Genomic DNA, 16631 nt, shown 5'->3' with positions numbered 1-16631 from the left:
ACCTACGAGGGAAAAAAATTAAGAGATAAGCAAGAGAAAGAAGCAACAATTATATAAATTAGAAAAATGAATAAAGAAGAAATATGTCACCCAATTCAAATCCCTTATTATGATTCAACTTAGGAACGGAACTCGCATTTTCAATTTTCACCTTTTGTCAAACCGTTTATCCACAACAGTGAAATAATTAGTTTCTTTCCAACTTCAAATCTACGTAACTTACATACATAATAGCCAAGAACCACAATTCAATTCCATTATTATATCGGGATAGAAACTGGCAATGGTAATAAAAGTTTCAGTTGATACTAAGATTTAATAATTATTTAAGAATTTTATAAGAAGTAATTTAGAATGCCCTTGTATTATGAATTTGTAAACACGATTTGAAATACAGGAGGTGAACAAATTGGAAGTAAATAATAGTAGAATTCGTGTTGGAAGAATCATTTTTTTCATCTTAACAATTCTTTTTACCCTATGTATTTTTGTACAGTTTTATCTAGCAGGAAAAGCAATTTTTGAGTATCCAGTTTATTGGTCAAAGCATATTAAGTTTGTTCATTTGTTTGGATTTAATTTACCAGTATTAATGCTTATCTTCGCTATATTAGGTTCCTTACCACGTTGGGCTTATTGGCAGTTAAGTGGAATTTTTCTTTCAATTTATTTGATGTATTTTACCGCAAATATTAGGTCTGTATTACCATGGGTGGGATCTATACATCCGGTAGTTGGCATTCTGCTTTTTGTCCTATCATTTTTATTACTTTCAAAATCATGGAAATTAATTTTTCGCAAGAATCTATGAAAGGAAGATTGATGAATGAAACTATTATTAGGCATATTAGCGGGAATATTTGGCGGCTTTATTCTCGGAATCATCTTATCTGAGTTCATTGGTATATTGGGAATGCTTATATTCCAGAAACCAATAGGCATCAAATTTTTACCATTTTATACTGCCATCCTTTGTACATTAGTCGTGCTGATTTATAATAAAAAATAAGGAGTAGAGTAAATATGTTTTTAGCATTTAAAGAGATGAAACAATCAAAATTACGATACACGTTAATTAGTGTCATCACAATTGCAGTCTTGTTTTTAGTGTTTTTCGTCACAGGATTAGCCAATGGATTGGGCTTCAGTGATAGTTCTGCCATTAAAAATATTCAAGCAGATTATATTGTGCTGAACAAAGAGGCTGATGGTGCCATTATAAAATCGAATTTAACCTTGAAAGACGTGGAAAATATTAGTGAACAGCTGGAACAAAACGCTACACCATTAGCTATTAACATGTCCACTTTAGAAAGAGAGAATGAAAAAGATGTGGATGTTGTTTATTTTTCAGTGAATGCTAATCAATATTCAGATTTAGAAATAGTAAAAGGAAAAGACTTTAGTGGGCTAAACAAAAATGAAGTAATTGCTGATGAAAGTATTCAAATATTTGGAATCAAATTAAATGATGAGATTACAGACAAGAATACAGGCAAAAAAATCGTTATTGCTGGTTTTACGAAAGATCATACTTATTCGATGATGCCTGTTGTCTATGCAGATTTTGAACTGGGTATGAATGCTTTATATCAAGATAAACTTTCTTATAATGCAGTTGTTTATACAGGTGATAAAGCCCCTATAACTGGGTACGATACAATGGAATCTAATGAAGCGGTAAAGACTATACCCGGGTACAAGGAAACACAAGGTTCATTAACGATGATTGTTGTCTTTCTATTTATCATCTCTGCTTTTGTTTCAACAGTATTTTTTTACGTTATTACATTACAAAAAACAAATCAATTTGGGATTTTAAAGGCAATAGGAGCAACTACATCTTATATTGCAAAGGGGATTATTATTCAAGTTACGTTGATTACAATGATTGGTGTCGTATTTAGTAGTTTATTCGTTTACGGTATGACTCAAGTAATCCCAGAAGGAGTGCCTTTTAGAACTTCACCTACTTTAGTATTAAGTACAGCGGCGTTATTTTTAGTTTTAAATTTATTAGGTTCGTTATTATCTGTCAATAAAGTTGCAAAAGTTGATGCACTAGAAGCAATTGGGAGGGTTGAATAATGGCAAAGGAAATATTGAGACTTGAGCATATTCAAAAAAGATTTGGTGACGGTGATTCGTCTATCACTATATTGAAAGACATTTCATTAACATTAAAAAAAGGAGAGTTTATTGCCATCGTTGGACCATCGGGTTCTGGTAAAAGTACACTTTTATCCATTATTGGTGCATTATTATCACCAAGCAGTGGAAATGTGATACTAGATCAAGAGAATATAGCAGCCTATAAACCGTCTAAGTTAACTTCTGTAAGAAAGAACAAAATAGGATTTATTTTTCAATCATCCAACTTAGTATCTTATTTAACAGTTAAGGAACAATTAATGTTAATAAGTGATATTTCTAAAACAGGCAAAAAAGAAAATGTGAAAAAGGCTACTGATTTAATAAATCATTTGGGGCTAAGTCATAGATCAAAGTCTTATCCTGCTAAGTTATCTGGTGGGGAAAAGCAAAGGGTTGCTATTGCAAGGGCATTTATGAATGATCCTGATATCGTATTGGCAGATGAGCCGACTGCTAGTTTAGATTCGGAACGTGGAAAACAGGTTGTTGAAATGATATCTCATGAAGTAAAGACAAGGAATAAAGCAGCAATTATGGTGACACACGATGAAAGAATATTGCACCTCTGTGATCGGGTCTTGCGTATAGAAGATGGACAGATATTTGAAAAGATATAATTTAGTCAAATTGTGAGGGGCTGTTGATTTTGGCAGTCCCATTTGTTTCATTAAACGAGTCATTATGTCATGATTAAAAATAGCATAGCGAATTTCGCTAATGGGGGTGAGTGGTGTTGTCTATAAAAAAACGATTGATTTTATCCAATATAGGAATGATTATTATTCCAATTACTGGATTCTTACTAGCGGAAATAGTTTTGGGTTATTTACTCTTTTACGTTTTTAGAGGTAATTTACAAGATTCGGGCATGGGGTTGTTTTTAAGTTATCGTTTTATTGCTATGGTTTTTATTATCATCATAACAAATGGCCTACTAACTTATTATGTGTCAAAAAGCATCATATCTCCAATCAAGGAGCTATCTGTTGCTGCAAAGAAAATCAGTAATGGTAATTTGGAATACAGCATCAAGTCTGATCAAAAGGATGAATTAGGCGAGCTAACCAATACATTTGAAGCGATGCGTATAAAACTAAAAGAAGCCCAGTCCGCCCAACTTCAATATGAGCAAAACCGACAAGAGCTGATTGCAAGTATTTCTCATGATTTGAAAACACCACTGACATCCATCAAAGGTTATATAAAAGGCATTCAAGATGGCGTGGCTAATACTCCGGAAAAGTTAGAGCGATATATGGACACGATATATAAGACAGCAAATCATATGGATGGACTGATTGATGATTTGTTTTTATTCTCTAAGTTGGATTTACAACAAACCCCTTTTTACATCGAAGAAGTGAATTTATATACGTTTTTTGTTGATTTTGTTGAGGAATTATCGTTTGAATTGGCAAAAGAGCAAGGTTCAATAATTCTTTTGGCCAACAAGGAAGATTCCTATTTAGTAAAAGCAGACAGAGAAAAATTGCGACGTGTTGTAACAAACATTACCCAAAACAATTTGAAATATATGAATAAAAAACATAAGGAAATCCAAGTCCGTTTATCAGCTGGAATAGATGAAGTAACTGTAGAAATTAAAGATAATGGTAGTGGCATCGAAAAAAAAGATATCCCTTATATTTTCAATAGTTTTTATCGAACAGATCTTTCAAGAAATTCTTCTACAGGTGGGAGTGGACTTGGATTATCCATCGTTAAAAAGATTATTAATGAACATGGTGGCAATGTTTGGGTTGATAGTAAATTAGATGCGGGTACAAGTATTTATTTTAATATGAAAAGGTGATGTAAATGCAAAGAATTTTAATCATAGAAGATGAGATGAATATTGCAGTATTGGAACAGGATTATTTAGAGGTTAATGGGTTTGAAAGTGATATTGCAACAACCGGTGAAGAAGGTCTAAGACTCGCCACAACTAATTTATATAATCTTATTCTTTTAGATTTAATGCTTCCTGGGATGGATGGTTTCGAAATATGCAAAAAACTCAGGGAAACATTAGTCATACCTATCCTAATGGTAACAGCCCGAAAAGAAGACATAGATAAAATTCGGGGCTTTGACCGAGGTGCCGACGATTATATTTTGAAGCCGTTTAACCCCAATGAATTAGTTGCTAGGGTAAAAGCTCATATATCAAGATATGACCGCCTAATGAACCGTAAACATAAACAAAATGACATTCAAGCTGGGGGGCTACTTATACAAAGTGACTCAAGGCGTGTGTTTGTAAATGATGAAGAGAAAACACTTACTGCCAAGGAGTTTGATCTTTTAAAATTTTTAGCCACAAATCCAAACATCGTTTTTACCAAAGAACATTTGATGGAGCGAATCTGGGGCTATGATTCAATTGGGGATGTAAATACAGTTACCGTTCATATAAGGAAGATTAGGGAAAAGATTGAAAGGGACCCATCGAATCCACAATTTGTCGAAACAATTTGGGGAGTGGGTTATAGATTTAAAAAATGAGGGATGGATTAAACTTGAATGTCCACCCCTTAAACCCTTTATTTCCTCACCACATATCACTCTTACAGAATGGTATCCTCATGAAAAAATGAACCCCTATTCTATTCACTAATTCCGTTAAAGCCCCCGTTAGCTATATTCCTCCAACGCTTCCAAAATTAATTTTCTTACTTCTTTGTTGCTTCCGCCAAACCCCGCATACAATTGAATTTTATACGGTGTTAATTTCTGGTACCAGGTTCTCGTTGAATTCTGAATTGTCCCAGAACCTGAGTCAATTCATTATGCCGCTGCTTAATGTCCAATGCTGCCGATATTAATTTCGAGTACCAGGTTCTCATTGAATTCTGAATTGTTTTAGAACCTGGTACCTTTCACTATCTGACGTATGACAAGCAGTTCGGCAGGTGGCACTAGAAGTATACTTACAATTTCGGGTACCAGGTTCTCATTGAATTCGGAATTGTTCCAGAACCTGGTACCTTTTCTGGTTCAAAAAGCTCAGTACAAAGGAAAGACAGAACTTACATATACTCTCCAAAATCGTCCCAAAAGAGAAAAGACAGCAATTAGCTTTAAAGGGCATGAGATCGAGGAGGGCTTTGAAATTTCGGTTGTTACAATTACTTTAGAAAACGTTAAAAAAGACTTAATGCAACCTCTCTTCCCAGATGACTTAAGAGAACAAATGTTGAAGATAGCAAAGTCCAAACAAAACAATAATGATTGAATAAGTTACTAATAGGGTATAAAATGCAACATAATAGTTAAACTGTAACTTAGACGTACAAATATACATATTTAGGGGTGAAAAAGAATGGTATCATCTACATTGGGGGTTAGTGCTATGGTTGGCAATAAACCTGTATACACACAAGACTATGAGTTTTTGGATAGTGATCAGAAATACGTTGTAAAGAACGTACCTTGTAAAGTTTTTAATAATAACTTTGAAGAGCCAGTTTTTAGTGCTAAAGTTTCCATGAAAGTAGCCACTCTAATTGACCTTATGAGATCTCGTGAAATTGACGTAAATGAACTCGACTATCAAGACTTTGCACATATAGAAGTTTCTTTGTAACAACTAAGAGAGTCCTCATTTGAGGGCCCTTTTTCATAGATTTCGGATACCAGGTTCTCATTGAATTCGGAATTGTTCCCGAACCCTGGTACCGTTTTTAATTTTAAATACTTTTGTTGAAGGAGTTCCACTTTAAAGAAGCACTTATTAAGACATACATCATAACAACCGCTCCTGGCGCGAAAGCTAAGAAAACTAATAAAGATTCGGAAACACCCGCTCGATTGGTAAAATGTGAATAAGTATCATTGTAGTAAACTTGGGTTAAATACATACAACTTATATAAGCGGACAGAAGTGTTTTGTATTGTGATTTACTAATTAATTTTATATGATTCTGTACTTCCAATTTATTTAAAGAGTCTAATGAAAAAAGGCCGATGAGTAAGACGATAAAGGAAATGACAGCTAATATTGTTACAATATGGCTTGAAATAAATATTAATATAGATATTAATACAATACCTATTATAATAATAAAGAATAAATTTTTCATAACATATAAATCCCCCTAAGAATTTAAATTATTTGACGGGTCTCCGTCCGGATTCGTTCTTATGTATCCTCCGCCATCTTCTTTTGATAAATTGATGTCAGTATTACCGTCTCCGTCCCTGTAATAGCCCTCAACAACAGTTCCATCACCTCGAGTGTAGCCACTTACATCGTGTGGATTAACGAAATGGCTGTTTACTATATCGTCTTCCCCTACACTGATTCCAAGATCAGCACTCTCACCAAAAATTATATCACCCATTAATGCGTCAATAGCTAAAGTAAAAGGAATTAATATAATGGCGAATCTTAGTATGAATAAAGGTATGTACCTAATAGTACGGTTCCAAATTAGTAGATTGAGCCATAAAAGGTTCCAAACCGTTGAAATCCACCCATCTAAATTCATAATTAAAGTGAAAGCTAATGTAGTAAATACTATGCTGATGATTAAACCTAATCTATTAACACTCCATATTTTTGCAAAATCTTCTATTATCTTTGTAGCTCGATAAAATTTAAATATTATACCCAATACAATTAATATTGATATGCCAGCAAACATCTTGTGTCACCTCTTTTTTCTTTGTTAGTTCCTAACATTTTTCTATACTATCAAAATCTTACCATAAAAGTCCCAACCTTAAATTATATTATTTTTCTAAATTCTTCGGGTACCAGCGTATAATGTAATATAAGTCAAGCCATCTAATTCAAGAAAAATGGCCGCACGAAACCAAAGCTTTCAAAGTTATTTTTTAAAAACTTCACCATCACAGAACGTTATAGGCGCGTGTTTCCGCGACGCGAAAGGATCTTGCGTTTTCATCCTGCAGGGATACAGCCTATTCAATATAAACTCGTGATCGTTTCACGTATGATTTTCGGGTAACAGGTTCTCATTGAATTCGGAATTGTTCCGGAAACTGGTAGCCTACACTAAACTTATTGCTGTCATGGTGATTAAGTCTACTATGTTGGCTACACGGAATCGGTACGTCAGCGTTTTAAGACGGATAATATCCTTTTCTCTCCTGAGTTTCTTCGGGAGGGACGAGCTATCTATGATAATCTTTATCCGTCAAGAGTTATTGTAGGGAGCGTAAGCGTCAAATAGCCCCCAACTTACAATAGATGGGGGCTTGTATTATCATTTTGATAACTTATTAAAAACTATGCATGTAACGGGCAACGTAATTTCAAGTACCAGGTTCTCGTTGAATTCAGAATTGTTCCGGAACCTGGTACCGTTTTTTCTTAAAAAAGTTGCGGGCTTTTCAGATGGATCCGGATGCCTATCTAGAAAAGCACAAGCAGCGTTATCATTCGAACTCAAAGAAGAATTCCAATTAATTTCGGGTACCAGGTTCTCGTTGAATTCTGAATTGTTCCAGAACCTGGTACCGTTTTTTACGTAACCCGATCGAAACGAAGAGGCCAATGGTCGTAGCAATGGATTACTACCCGTTTCATACCGTTTGTAATACTATGGACAGAAATTAATTTTTTTTTGTCTTCTATGGTAAAATAAAGCAAAGTGCCAACGTAAGGGCATTTTGCTTTATTTTGTTTAATTGATAGTGTTATATTTTTAAAGTTGTGTTTTTTAAAAAAGGGGGAGATTCGATGGAAGCACAAAATAGAGAAACCATCATTATTCAAAATCAATCAAATGGTGCAGCCACAACGGCATTGGTATTAGGAATTATCGGATTTATTGTAGGCTTAATACCCTATTTAGGCTGGTTTATGGCACCTGTTTGGTTACTCGCAGTTATTTTCGGATTAATAGGGATGAGAAAGAAATACAAAAGAGGCACGGCGATTATCGGACTTATATTTGGGTTACTAGGTGCAGCATATAAAATTGGTTTTTGGATTGTAGCTGCAGGGGGTATTCTAGCTGCCTCTTACACGCTTTCGGGCGGAACTGACGATGCAGATAGTGGAACTGTAAATTCTACTGAAGTAAAAGTCGGTGATGTCGCTCCCGATTTTACCCTTACGGATATCGACGGGAATCAACATCGTTTATCTGATTATAATGGCAAAGCTGTGTATCTGTATTTTTGGGGAACTTGGGCTGCGCCCAGCAAAAGTGAGATGCCTGATCTTAATAAACAATACCACCAATTTAAAGACCAGGGCGTTCAAGTTTTTGCTGTTAATATTGGACAATCGGAGTCTGCTGTCAATGAATTTGCCAGCAACTACAAGCTGGATTTCCCGATAATGATCGATACGGGCCGAGAAGTCATGGACTTATATAATATAGTCCCACTTCCGACGACGGTCTTGATTAACCCAGACGGAATAATTGTGGACATTGTTACAGGCCAATTAACAGAAAAGACGATTAAAGAACATATGAATGAAATAAAACCTTGATAAGAAATACCGAAGACATTTGTTCTTCATCGTATGGACTAAATACACCTCAGCAACTCTAAGTTCGGTGCCTGGCACCAACACAATTCAGATTACTTCTTTGCTATAGCTTCGTAGAGAGGAATCTCTGCGGGGCTTTTTCTGTGCGCCAGGCATGCGCTATAACTTGGTGGTGAAAGTCCACTACAGGCTTGGCAGTAGGAACTGTTAGCTGAAGGCAAGGGTGTCCACCGCCATCGCAGCACTATAGCAATCCATACAAAGCGGCTGTCCGTCGAACTGTACGCGCACCGGGCCGATTCCACAAATTGTACATTCCATCCAAATCACTCCGTTTTTATCTTCATCTTATCACATGACTTAGAGTGGATATAGGATACCAGGTTCACATTGAATTCGGAATTGTTTTAGAACCTGGTACCTGTTTTCACCTTCGGAATCTAGTTTGACGGTGGAGGAGCGGGATAGGGTAATAGGGGTTGTTAGTGGGGGTTTGTGTGGGCAGGGTGTTGTTGGAGATATGGGAATAGAATAGGATGATTTTGCCTCAGCTTTTATAGCTGGGGTTTTTCTTGGGGCCTGCTGTCATACTATTCGAATTTTCGATTCATTAAAAGATTAATACTTCGCGGAGCCAGCGCCGAAGAGTATCAATAGAAGTTTTATTCCCCTATCTTCCAAGACCCGCTATGGGCGAATGGCTAATTCTTACCTGAACGAATCCCCCTCGTTATATGCTGTTGATTAAAACGCTTATGCTTGTTAAGATTGTTATAGTATTTCCAAATATAGGGGGAATTGGAATGAAGGGAACATTCAGTTTAATAATGTCACTTGCTTTGGTAATTTCTATGTTTACGGTATCGGTTTTTGCAGAAGAATACACAACCGAAAAGAATGAACAAAGTTTGCAGAAAGGGACAGATTCAGGTTTAGAGACAACTTTTGAAGAGATTGTATATGAAGCAGCAGGAATAGTAAAAGATTTTTCTAAAAAGACTGTAACGACAGGGGTACATACAGTTATTAGGATACCTTACTACCAAGATGGTTTAACATATATCCCAACTTTCACTTTAGTTCACAGAACTAAAACAGGGAAAGATATAAGCCTTATTGAAATCGGGCCTAAACAATTCGATAGAGAGACTGGGGAATATCATGTAATCTTTAAAAACCCAGGATTCAAACTAGGAGAAGAGTATCAGATTTACCTTTCAAAAGCGGATAGCTCTGTGAATGAGCTTTCTTTGGAAGAGCGATATTTTCAAGGAGATAATTTAATTTATAACACTACAAAACTCAAAGTAGGTAACTATGCTTCCTTTAAAGTACGTAAAGTAGAATACAGCGAAGGAGAGTATAGTGAGATAGGGGTATTAGACCTACAACCATCTGAGTATTTCCCAATAAGAGGTGATTTGATAACTGATAGTTCCAAAATTGCTATCAAACTTCAGAATGAAGCAGGAGTACCTTTAAAGAACGAAAAAGTTATATTAAAGTTTACAAATGACAAAAAGATGTCAGTAACATCCGACAATACAGGTATTGCGTGGGTAGACAAAAAGGATATAACCCAAGAATTCCAAATATACTCTGAAACAAGAGAGACGGTTGACAATAATGGGGAAGCGATTTTCAGAGATCCGGGGATGACATTAGGAACAATGGAATTTACGGTTCTATTTAAAGGTAAAGAAAAGGAACAGCTTACGTACAATGATTATCAGGAGAATCAATATTGGTCACAAGACATGTTATGGTCTATAGAAAAAGGCTATATACGGGGGTATAATAACACGACACACCCGACAAACGGGATTATTATGACGATTGGTAACTGGTTAGACCCACAAGGGAACCTGACTGAAGCTCAGATGCTAACTATTTTATTGAGACATTCAAAACCGCAGGAACTAAACACAACAAAACCCACACAACCAAACTACTTTGCATCTGTCCCGTATCAAATAGCTGAAAAGTACAAAATACCAGTAAAAGGTTCGCTTACAAATAAAGCGCTTGCCGACCAAGTAGTGACAAGGGGCGACTTAGCAAGAGCGATGGCTTCACTCCACTATGGTAAGTCGGTATCTTTACAAGAAGCGGTCAAATTCATGTATGATGCCAACATCTCATCAGGTTTAGTAGTAAACGGCAAATCACCGAAAACTTATCAATCTTATGGGGTAAACGACCCATTAAAGCGAGCTCACATCGTATCTTTCGTAAAACGCTACGATGACTTTTTAAACAGTGGAGGGCAAGTACAAAATCCATCCAATCCGTAGTTCAAAAATCATTTCGGGTACCAGGTTCTCATTGAATTCGGAATTGTTCCAGGACCTGGTACCTTTCAATTTTCTCCTCTTTTCGCATCGATTTTGAATCTGACGTATGACAAGCAGTTCGGCAGGTTGCACTAGAAGTATACATACAATTTCATTCCTCCCACTCATCCGCCAAATCCTTCATTTCGATCTTCACCTGAAAGCCTTCAAATGCCTGCAAAAGACGGCCGACTTCTTTCCATGTATATGGTTTGCCGTCTATGATGACGAGCGGTGCTTCGCTGTTAGTTTCACTATAGGACAGCACGCCTTTCAAGTGATCGCCTTTGACAGTGATGTACGGCTCGCCACTTGGATACTCTCCTGTTTCGAGATAAGTCTTCGACAGCCCCCGTTTGGTCTTTTCTTTGAGTTGGTTGAACAGTGTATGTTGATCGGCAACTAACTCTCCATCCACTGCAAATTCATAGCAGTGCTCCCATCGTTCGCGGGCTGTCAGCAAAATTCCTGTACCCATGATCCGGCGTTCGACTTCAAAAATTCGATGAATACCATTTTCATCGTCCACGGAAAATGTTGTGGGTAGTTTGGGAAGGTCCACCCCGAACTCCTCCGCCATTGCAGCATTATAGCAATCCATACAAAACGGCTGTCCGTCGAACTGTACGCGCACCGGGGCGATTCCACAAATTGTACATTCCATCCAAATCACTCCGTTTTATCTTCATCTTATCACAAGGTCTTTGATTCACTAATCATAGTTTTAACAAGCAAATCTAAAGTTACTTTCAAAATAAGTATTTCGGGTTCTCATTGAACTCGGAATTTTCCTGTGCCCTGTACCGATTTTAGCATGTTGGTCGTCCGGTTAAATAGTTGCGTAAATGGAGAAGAGAAATGAAATATTCAGAAACTCATGATATAATTTAGAAAACTGGAATGGAGTCAATATGATTGTTAATTAATTATGATCCTAATTTACCCTTATATCATGGGACGATAGATTTATACTCTGATAGCGTTATTAAACATGGGGTGAAGATATTTCCAAGGAAAAAAGGCGGAGTTGATTTTGGACCAGGTTTTTACTTGACAAGTAATTTTGTACAAGCCGAGAATTGGGCAAAACGGCGTACAGAAAAACCGATTCCTATTAAATCAATTCTGGAATTGTCTAGTATAACAATCGGTGATTTTCTCGGCATGAAAAAGGATTTTCAACCCACTGTTCTCAAGTTTAGGATTAAGGATGCTGCCGAATGGGAAGAGTTAAACTATAAGGTATTCGGGGCTGAAGATTCGGTGTGGAAAGAATTTGTATGGAATATGCGCCAAGGGAATCAAGATCCCGTAAAATCTAAAGATTGGATTTATGGCCCTGTTGCTGACGGTGGTTTATTGTCAACGAATTTTAAGGATATAAAAGCATATCATAATAAGAATCAGTTAGCGGTATTAACGGATGAAGATGCACAGCAGTTAGAACTATTGGAGGTGATAAAATGTTAAATACAAATAATACAAATAAACTTCGCTATGAAGTTGATTTAATGGTTCAGCATATCACTACGGAATTGATAAATGAGTTTGGTAAAAGCAAAGAGGAAGCGATGCGAATAATTATAGACTCTCACGTGGAGGATTCTTTAATTAAAGATAAACTGGGTTTTCATGAATCCCCCTATAATTGGGCACTCAGCATATTAACTGATCAAAATGATTATGAAGCGTTGGAAAAACATTTTTATCAATAGGAAAGGAGAGGCCATGTGAAATATGGTTATATCTCCTTTCCTTTTTTGATACCGGTTTCTGAACTTCAAGTACCAGGTTCTCATTAAATTCGGAATTGTTCCGGAACCTAACACCTTTTTACTACTGAATACGAAATTGGACAAGAACCGAAAAAGAAAAGTCTTCGACAGCCCCCGTTTGGAAGCGAGTCAGATCTTTCGTGATAAAGTGAAATATGCTTCGTTCCGAGAGCGATTAATCCAACAGGAAATGGATATCGGAAACTATGATGAGGTCATCAGGTTGGCTTTCGATGGTGAAAGAATGGATAGGGATTATTTAGGTTTGTTGACGGGTTGGATAAAATAGCGCTACGATGCGTACAAGAAATTTAATTCACCGAATGTGCAATCGAAGTTAGGACGCGAATTGCTCATGGAAGGGCATTTTGAATATTATTGGGACTTGAAAGAACTTGCTATGGAAGATTACACAGTATTTTACAACCAATTGAAACGGGAATTAGAGGTTGGAAATAGAAGTATGTACCTCTAACTTATTGAGGCTGAAAAAGATGTTGATGCTTTACTTTCATACGTAAGAGCAAATCCTTCGCAGATCGAGAAGTACTTGGAGTACATAGTGGTTTCTCATAAAGATGAAGCCTCCCTCTTATTTAAAAGCCATATAAAAACAATGGCGGATGCTACTTCCAACAGAAATCGGTATAGGGATGTGTTAGGACGATTCCGTAAGATTGCTGGTCGAGAAGACGAAATGCTTTTGTTGGATGAGTTGAAAGTAACATACCATAGACGCCCCGCCTTTATGGATGAATTAAGCAAGTTTTAACTTCGTGGGATGTCTGCCCATACAACCTCCCTCATAAGTCTGATTACTTATCAAGAGATTACTGAAAGGGGCTATTTTTATGGAGAAACAGATCAAGGAATTGACATTATTGCTGCTTTATTTGACATCATGGGAAGAGGATGAATATCCAGACGGGATAAGAAGGAGCTGGAAAAGCTATCCTTTTGACGCGTTGGATGCATTGTCCGAGGAAGATTGGTTACGAAGAAGCAAGCGCTCCAAATCCGTCTATTTGACCGATACAGGAATAAAAGAGGCTGAAGCATTGATGAAGAAATATAGATTATAGAAGAATTTTGATGCCAGGTTCTCATTGAATTCGGAATTGTTCCGAAACTGGTTTCGTCTTTAAAAAATCCTATTCCAATGACTGTAAATGAGAAAAAAAGCCTTCTAACCGCTGTCGGTTAGAAGGCTTTTGCCATATCAGGAAACAAAATTGAATCGAATATAAAAAAGTATTCAACACATTGTGTATTAGTAGTTAATCTATAAGTTACAACGTGGGTTGAACTAACTTAATGAAAAATAACCCTATTAAAAAATAGGAGTATAAGAGTACAATAGGAATGGTTCCTGCAAGTCTGGTATGGTTCTAAGTCACATCCCGGCCTTAATTGTATTCGGGATTGTTCTTATTACCTTTTTAAATGTTTTTTATTATTTAAGCGACAAGTTTAAGTTTGGCCGGATGATTTGTTTTCTGGAACTAAAGGAACATAGAACCTTCTGCCATAATATCTTAAACACAATAGAAAACTGTGTATACGTTTGTGGTATAAACTCACCAGTAGCACCAATAATGAAAATCAATAGATCCATTTTTATCATATCCTCTCTAAGCTATCTTTCCAAACATAGAGCGACAGAACTTCTAAATAAATAGTACCCTAAAATCCTTTCTGCCCAACTTCTTAAATTAGCCCCCCTTCACCTTTAAGATAATCAAAAAGAGATCCAATCCTTTCTGAAATTGATGTTTTATAACCATCATCGTATCTGTCCTTAAAGTAAACCTCATATTTGTCCCGTATCTCGACAGTCAATATTTTCATATTCTCAATCTCGCCGCTTGATAAAAAATAATATAAGATAAGTAAATACATTTGTTCATACATATCGCTTTCCTATCATTCTATTCAAGCTAATGGTTGTCTTATGTTTCTAAAGGAATTTAGGATACCAGGTTCTCGCTGAATTCCGAATTGCTCCATAATACGGTGCCGTTTTTACCGTTTTTAATATGAAAAAGATTCCGGGGCGAATTACGCTTATGGAATCTTTTTTTGATGCTAAGTTCAGAATGAATATGGAAAAATACAAAAAACCTTCTACCCAAAAAAGAAATTTTGCATAACCCTCATTTAATTCAATAAACCGCATGTTTATTGGATTTGTCGTTAATTTTGAATCTGTCGATATAAATAATTATTCCCCCAAAACCCCTCAAATCCTCATTATTCTCCTTTTTAGAAAGTTTACGTAAAAGTCAGTTTACTGTATGGTGTGGGAAAAGATATGGGGTGAGGTTGTGGGCTATGTATTGAGCGTTGGGCTGGAGGGGATGAAAGGGCATAGAGTGATGGTGGAGGCGAATGTACGGGATGAGAAAGAGGCTTGTGTTATTATCGGATTGCCGGATGCTCCGATGAAAGAATCGAAGGACCGGATATTGATGGTTGTTGGTGGCTAATAAGAAGAGGGATTGGCATCCGAACGGCTTTTATCACATCATTGTCCGGGGCAACAATCGACAGAACATATTCAATACTGAACGAGATATGTATGAATATTTTAGGAACCTGAACTTTGTAAATAGCAAATACCCATTCGAATTGTATGCGTATTGTATCATGTCCAACCACGTCCACTTGCTGATGCGTTCACCTATCGTTCCACTTGGGAAAATCATGATGCGTCTTAATCGTCGGTACAGTGACTATTACCGTAAAAAATACAACTATGTTGGTCAAATCTATCAAAACAGGTATTACTCAAAAGAGATTGTCGATCCAATTGGTTTATTGAATGTTGGATCGTATATACATAGGAACCCGATTGAAACGAAAGAGCCGATGGTTGATTCGATGGAACAATATCGCTACTCATCTTATCAATATTATTTTTATGAACAGAAAAGCCCCCATGCGTTTTTGGATCTGAAGTTATTGCCGTCCTTATTGCCTGTTGGTTGGGAAAAGACGGGGAGGGAGTATGCGAGGTATTGTAGGGAAAGGGGGGAGGAGTTGTCAGAGTCTCGCTGAATTTTTGTCATATACTAGAAGGTGGTGTATGTTGTTGCCTAGAATAAGTAAATTTGGTGGCATTATAATAGTGCTATATTACAACGATCATGACCCGCCACATTTTCATATTGTTGGGGAGTATAAAACGAGAATTGAAATTGCAACTGGGCAATACCTAAAGGGGGATAGCCCACTACCTTCAAGTAAGGAAAAAGATGTGATAAAGTGGCTGGAAAAATAGCGAGATGATATTATGAAAGGGTGGAACGATTGCCGTGATGGGAAAGCACCCAACAAAATTCCACCACTCTACTGAGGAGGTGTTAAAATGGTTTTAGTCAAATCGGTAAAACCACTTCCTGACGGCTGGCTATATATCACCTTTGACAACGAAGAACAGAAAATTGTTGATATTAAGCCTCATATGAAAGGTATACTGGAAAAACTTAAGGACTCTGAGTTCTTTAAACAGGTGTTTGTTGACCCGGAGCTTGAAACAGTTAGCTGGCCAGAAGAACTTGACCTCGACCCGGACAATTTTTACAAGCAAGGTATTAACATAGGTGTAATTGAAAATTTATCTAAGATCTTGTCTAAAGAAAAATTGGCCGGAAAGATAAAGTTTGATGAAAATAATCATCGAGAAAAAGCATAATTATTTTATGGCTTGGGAGTCCTTTGTGTGCTGAAAGGGCTTTTTTGTTGGGTACCGGGCTCTTAGTAAACTTAGAATGAATTTCAAGTGCTAGGTTCTCATTGAATTCTGAATTGTTCCAGAACCTGGTACCGTTCACTGGCGTTGCATAGCTGTAAAAAATAGTAAAATAGCATAATAACTTGAAATTGAAAACTTGCAGAAAA

Annotated in this window: 23 protein-coding genes and 2 pseudogenes; 21 read left to right on the top strand and 4 right to left on the bottom strand. The window is 36.6% G+C overall.

The annotated features are described in order from the left end of the window. The first annotated feature begins 409 nt into the window (after positions 1-409). The 8 genes from ACFPZG_RS01195 to ACFPZG_RS01160 all read left to right on the top strand — a co-directional run bounded on the left by ACFPZG_RS01195 (position 410) and on the right by ACFPZG_RS01160 (position 5740). Positions 410-811, top strand: coding sequence for a DUF6220 domain-containing protein (locus ACFPZG_RS01195; RefSeq protein WP_317940330.1), 402 nt, complete (start codon positions 410-412; stop codon positions 809-811). 15 nt (positions 812-826) lie between these two features. Beyond that, complete coding sequence (locus ACFPZG_RS01190) at positions 827-1009, top strand: DUF5957 family protein (protein WP_283732949.1); 183 nt, start codon at positions 827-829, stop codon at positions 1007-1009. Between the two features lie 14 nt (positions 1010-1023). Then, entirely contained in the window at positions 1024-2088 is a 1065-nt protein-coding gene (locus ACFPZG_RS01185) for an ABC transporter permease (protein ID WP_283732948.1), read from the top strand. Next, positions 2088-2771, top strand: coding sequence for an ABC transporter ATP-binding protein (locus ACFPZG_RS01180; RefSeq protein ID WP_317940329.1), 684 nt, complete (start codon positions 2088-2090; stop codon positions 2769-2771). Before ACFPZG_RS01185 ends, ACFPZG_RS01180 begins: the two co-directional genes overlap by 1 nt. Before the next feature lie 113 nt (positions 2772-2884). Next, positions 2885-3967: a sensor histidine kinase gene (locus tag ACFPZG_RS01175; protein ID WP_283732947.1), complete on the top strand. Its 1083-nt coding sequence runs from the start codon at positions 2885-2887 to the stop codon at positions 3965-3967. A gap of 5 nt (positions 3968-3972) precedes the next feature. Beyond that, positions 3973-4659 carry a response regulator transcription factor gene (locus tag ACFPZG_RS01170; RefSeq protein ID WP_283732946.1) on the top strand — a complete coding sequence of 229 codons (687 nt, stop codon included), beginning with the start codon at positions 3973-3975 and terminating at the stop codon, positions 4657-4659. A 451-nt stretch (positions 4660-5110) separates the two neighbouring features. After that, positions 5111-5389: a hypothetical protein gene (locus ACFPZG_RS01165; RefSeq protein ID WP_283732945.1), complete on the top strand. Its 279-nt coding sequence runs from the start codon at positions 5111-5113 to the stop codon at positions 5387-5389. A gap of 87 nt (positions 5390-5476) precedes the next feature. Then, the gene (locus ACFPZG_RS01160; RefSeq protein ID WP_283732944.1) at positions 5477-5740 is read left to right on the top strand and encodes a hypothetical protein; all 264 of its coding nucleotides are present in this window, start codon (positions 5477-5479) and stop codon (positions 5738-5740) included. A gap of 103 nt (positions 5741-5843) precedes the next feature. Here ACFPZG_RS01160 and ACFPZG_RS01155 read toward each other — a convergent pair whose 3' ends face one another. Both ACFPZG_RS01155 and ACFPZG_RS01150 read right to left on the bottom strand, forming a co-directional pair. Beyond that, positions 5844-6236 carry a hypothetical protein gene (locus ACFPZG_RS01155; protein ID WP_381426378.1) on the bottom strand — a complete coding sequence of 131 codons (393 nt, stop codon included), beginning with the start codon at positions 6234-6236 and terminating at the stop codon, positions 5844-5846. Positions 6237-6251: 15 nt separating this feature from the next. Next, positions 6252-6800 (bottom strand): DUF3892 domain-containing protein, encoded by a 549-nt coding sequence (locus tag ACFPZG_RS01150; protein ID WP_283732943.1) that lies wholly within the window; start codon positions 6798-6800, stop codon positions 6252-6254. Positions 6801-7211: 411 nt separating this feature from the next. Here ACFPZG_RS01150 and ACFPZG_RS01145 point away from each other — a divergent pair. The 3 genes and pseudogenes from ACFPZG_RS01145 to ACFPZG_RS01135 form a co-directional block, all read left to right on the top strand. Beyond that, a pseudogene (locus ACFPZG_RS01145) lies at positions 7212-7343 on the top strand (UDP-glucose 6-dehydrogenase); the annotation flags it as partial. Positions 7344-7861: 518 nt separating this feature from the next. Then, positions 7862-8623 (top strand): thiol-disulfide oxidoreductase ResA, encoded by a 762-nt coding sequence (resA, locus tag ACFPZG_RS01140; RefSeq protein ID WP_283732942.1) that lies wholly within the window; start codon positions 7862-7864, stop codon positions 8621-8623. 803 nt (positions 8624-9426) lie between these two features. Beyond that, positions 9427-10917 carry a hypothetical protein gene (locus ACFPZG_RS01135; protein ID WP_317940328.1) on the top strand — a complete coding sequence of 497 codons (1491 nt, stop codon included), beginning with the start codon at positions 9427-9429 and terminating at the stop codon, positions 10915-10917. Positions 10918-11068: 151 nt separating this feature from the next. Here the strand turns inward: ACFPZG_RS01135 and ACFPZG_RS01130 are convergent, their stop codons facing one another. Beyond that, the gene (locus ACFPZG_RS01130; protein ID WP_381426377.1) at positions 11069-11518 is read right to left on the bottom strand and encodes a DUF7686 domain-containing protein; all 450 of its coding nucleotides are present in this window, start codon (positions 11516-11518) and stop codon (positions 11069-11071) included. A gap of 6 nt (positions 11519-11524) precedes the next feature. After that, positions 11525-11620 (bottom strand): annotated as a pseudogene (locus ACFPZG_RS18710) (DUF7685 domain-containing protein); the annotation flags it as partial. A 251-nt stretch (positions 11621-11871) separates the two neighbouring features. On the opposite strand from ACFPZG_RS18710, the gene ACFPZG_RS01125 reads away from it, so the two are divergent. From ACFPZG_RS01125 to ACFPZG_RS01080, 10 genes are all read left to right on the top strand, one after another. After that, the gene (locus ACFPZG_RS01125; RefSeq protein WP_283732938.1) at positions 11872-12426 is read left to right on the top strand and encodes a DUF3990 domain-containing protein; all 555 of its coding nucleotides are present in this window, start codon (positions 11872-11874) and stop codon (positions 12424-12426) included. Further along, entirely contained in the window at positions 12420-12671 is a 252-nt protein-coding gene (locus ACFPZG_RS01120) for a hypothetical protein (protein ID WP_283732937.1), read from the top strand. Before ACFPZG_RS01125 ends, ACFPZG_RS01120 begins: the two co-directional genes overlap by 7 nt. Positions 12672-12807: 136 nt before the next feature. Continuing rightward, on the top strand, positions 12808-13020 hold the full coding sequence (locus ACFPZG_RS01115; protein ID WP_317940327.1) for a hypothetical protein: 213 nt from the start codon (positions 12808-12810) through the stop codon (positions 13018-13020). A 36-nt stretch (positions 13021-13056) separates the two neighbouring features. Further along, positions 13057-13206: a hypothetical protein gene (locus ACFPZG_RS01110; RefSeq protein ID WP_381426376.1), complete on the top strand. Its 150-nt coding sequence runs from the start codon at positions 13057-13059 to the stop codon at positions 13204-13206. Positions 13207-13293: 87 nt separating this feature from the next. Next, a complete protein-coding gene (locus tag ACFPZG_RS01105) occupies positions 13294-13503 on the top strand; it encodes a hypothetical protein (RefSeq protein ID WP_283732935.1) in 210 nt (69 codons plus the stop codon). Positions 13504-13582: 79 nt separating this feature from the next. Further along, entirely contained in the window at positions 13583-13813 is a 231-nt protein-coding gene (locus ACFPZG_RS01100) for a DUF6429 family protein (RefSeq protein WP_283732934.1), read from the top strand. Between the two features lie 1242 nt (positions 13814-15055). After that, the gene (locus ACFPZG_RS01095; protein WP_283732933.1) at positions 15056-15217 is read left to right on the top strand and encodes a hypothetical protein; all 162 of its coding nucleotides are present in this window, start codon (positions 15056-15058) and stop codon (positions 15215-15217) included. Beyond that, positions 15210-15788 (top strand): transposase, encoded by a 579-nt coding sequence (locus ACFPZG_RS01090; protein ID WP_317940326.1) that lies wholly within the window; start codon positions 15210-15212, stop codon positions 15786-15788. Before ACFPZG_RS01095 ends, ACFPZG_RS01090 begins: the two co-directional genes overlap by 8 nt. Next, positions 15739-16011 (top strand): DUF4160 domain-containing protein, encoded by a 273-nt coding sequence (locus tag ACFPZG_RS01085; RefSeq protein WP_381426375.1) that lies wholly within the window; start codon positions 15739-15741, stop codon positions 16009-16011. Before ACFPZG_RS01090 ends, ACFPZG_RS01085 begins: the two co-directional genes overlap by 50 nt. 87 nt (positions 16012-16098) lie before the next feature. Beyond that, positions 16099-16425, top strand: a complete 327-nt coding sequence (locus ACFPZG_RS01080) for a DUF2442 domain-containing protein (RefSeq protein WP_283732931.1) — start codon at positions 16099-16101, stop codon at positions 16423-16425. Positions 16426-16631: the final 206 nt, after the last annotated feature.

This window comes from Sporosarcina thermotolerans (assembly GCF_042658975.1).
In the GTDB taxonomy this organism is placed as follows: domain Bacteria; phylum Bacillota; class Bacilli; order Bacillales_A; family Planococcaceae; genus Sporosarcina; species Sporosarcina thermotolerans.
Note: the sequence above shows the minus strand (reverse complement) of the source record. Positions and strands in the feature narration are given on the sequence as shown.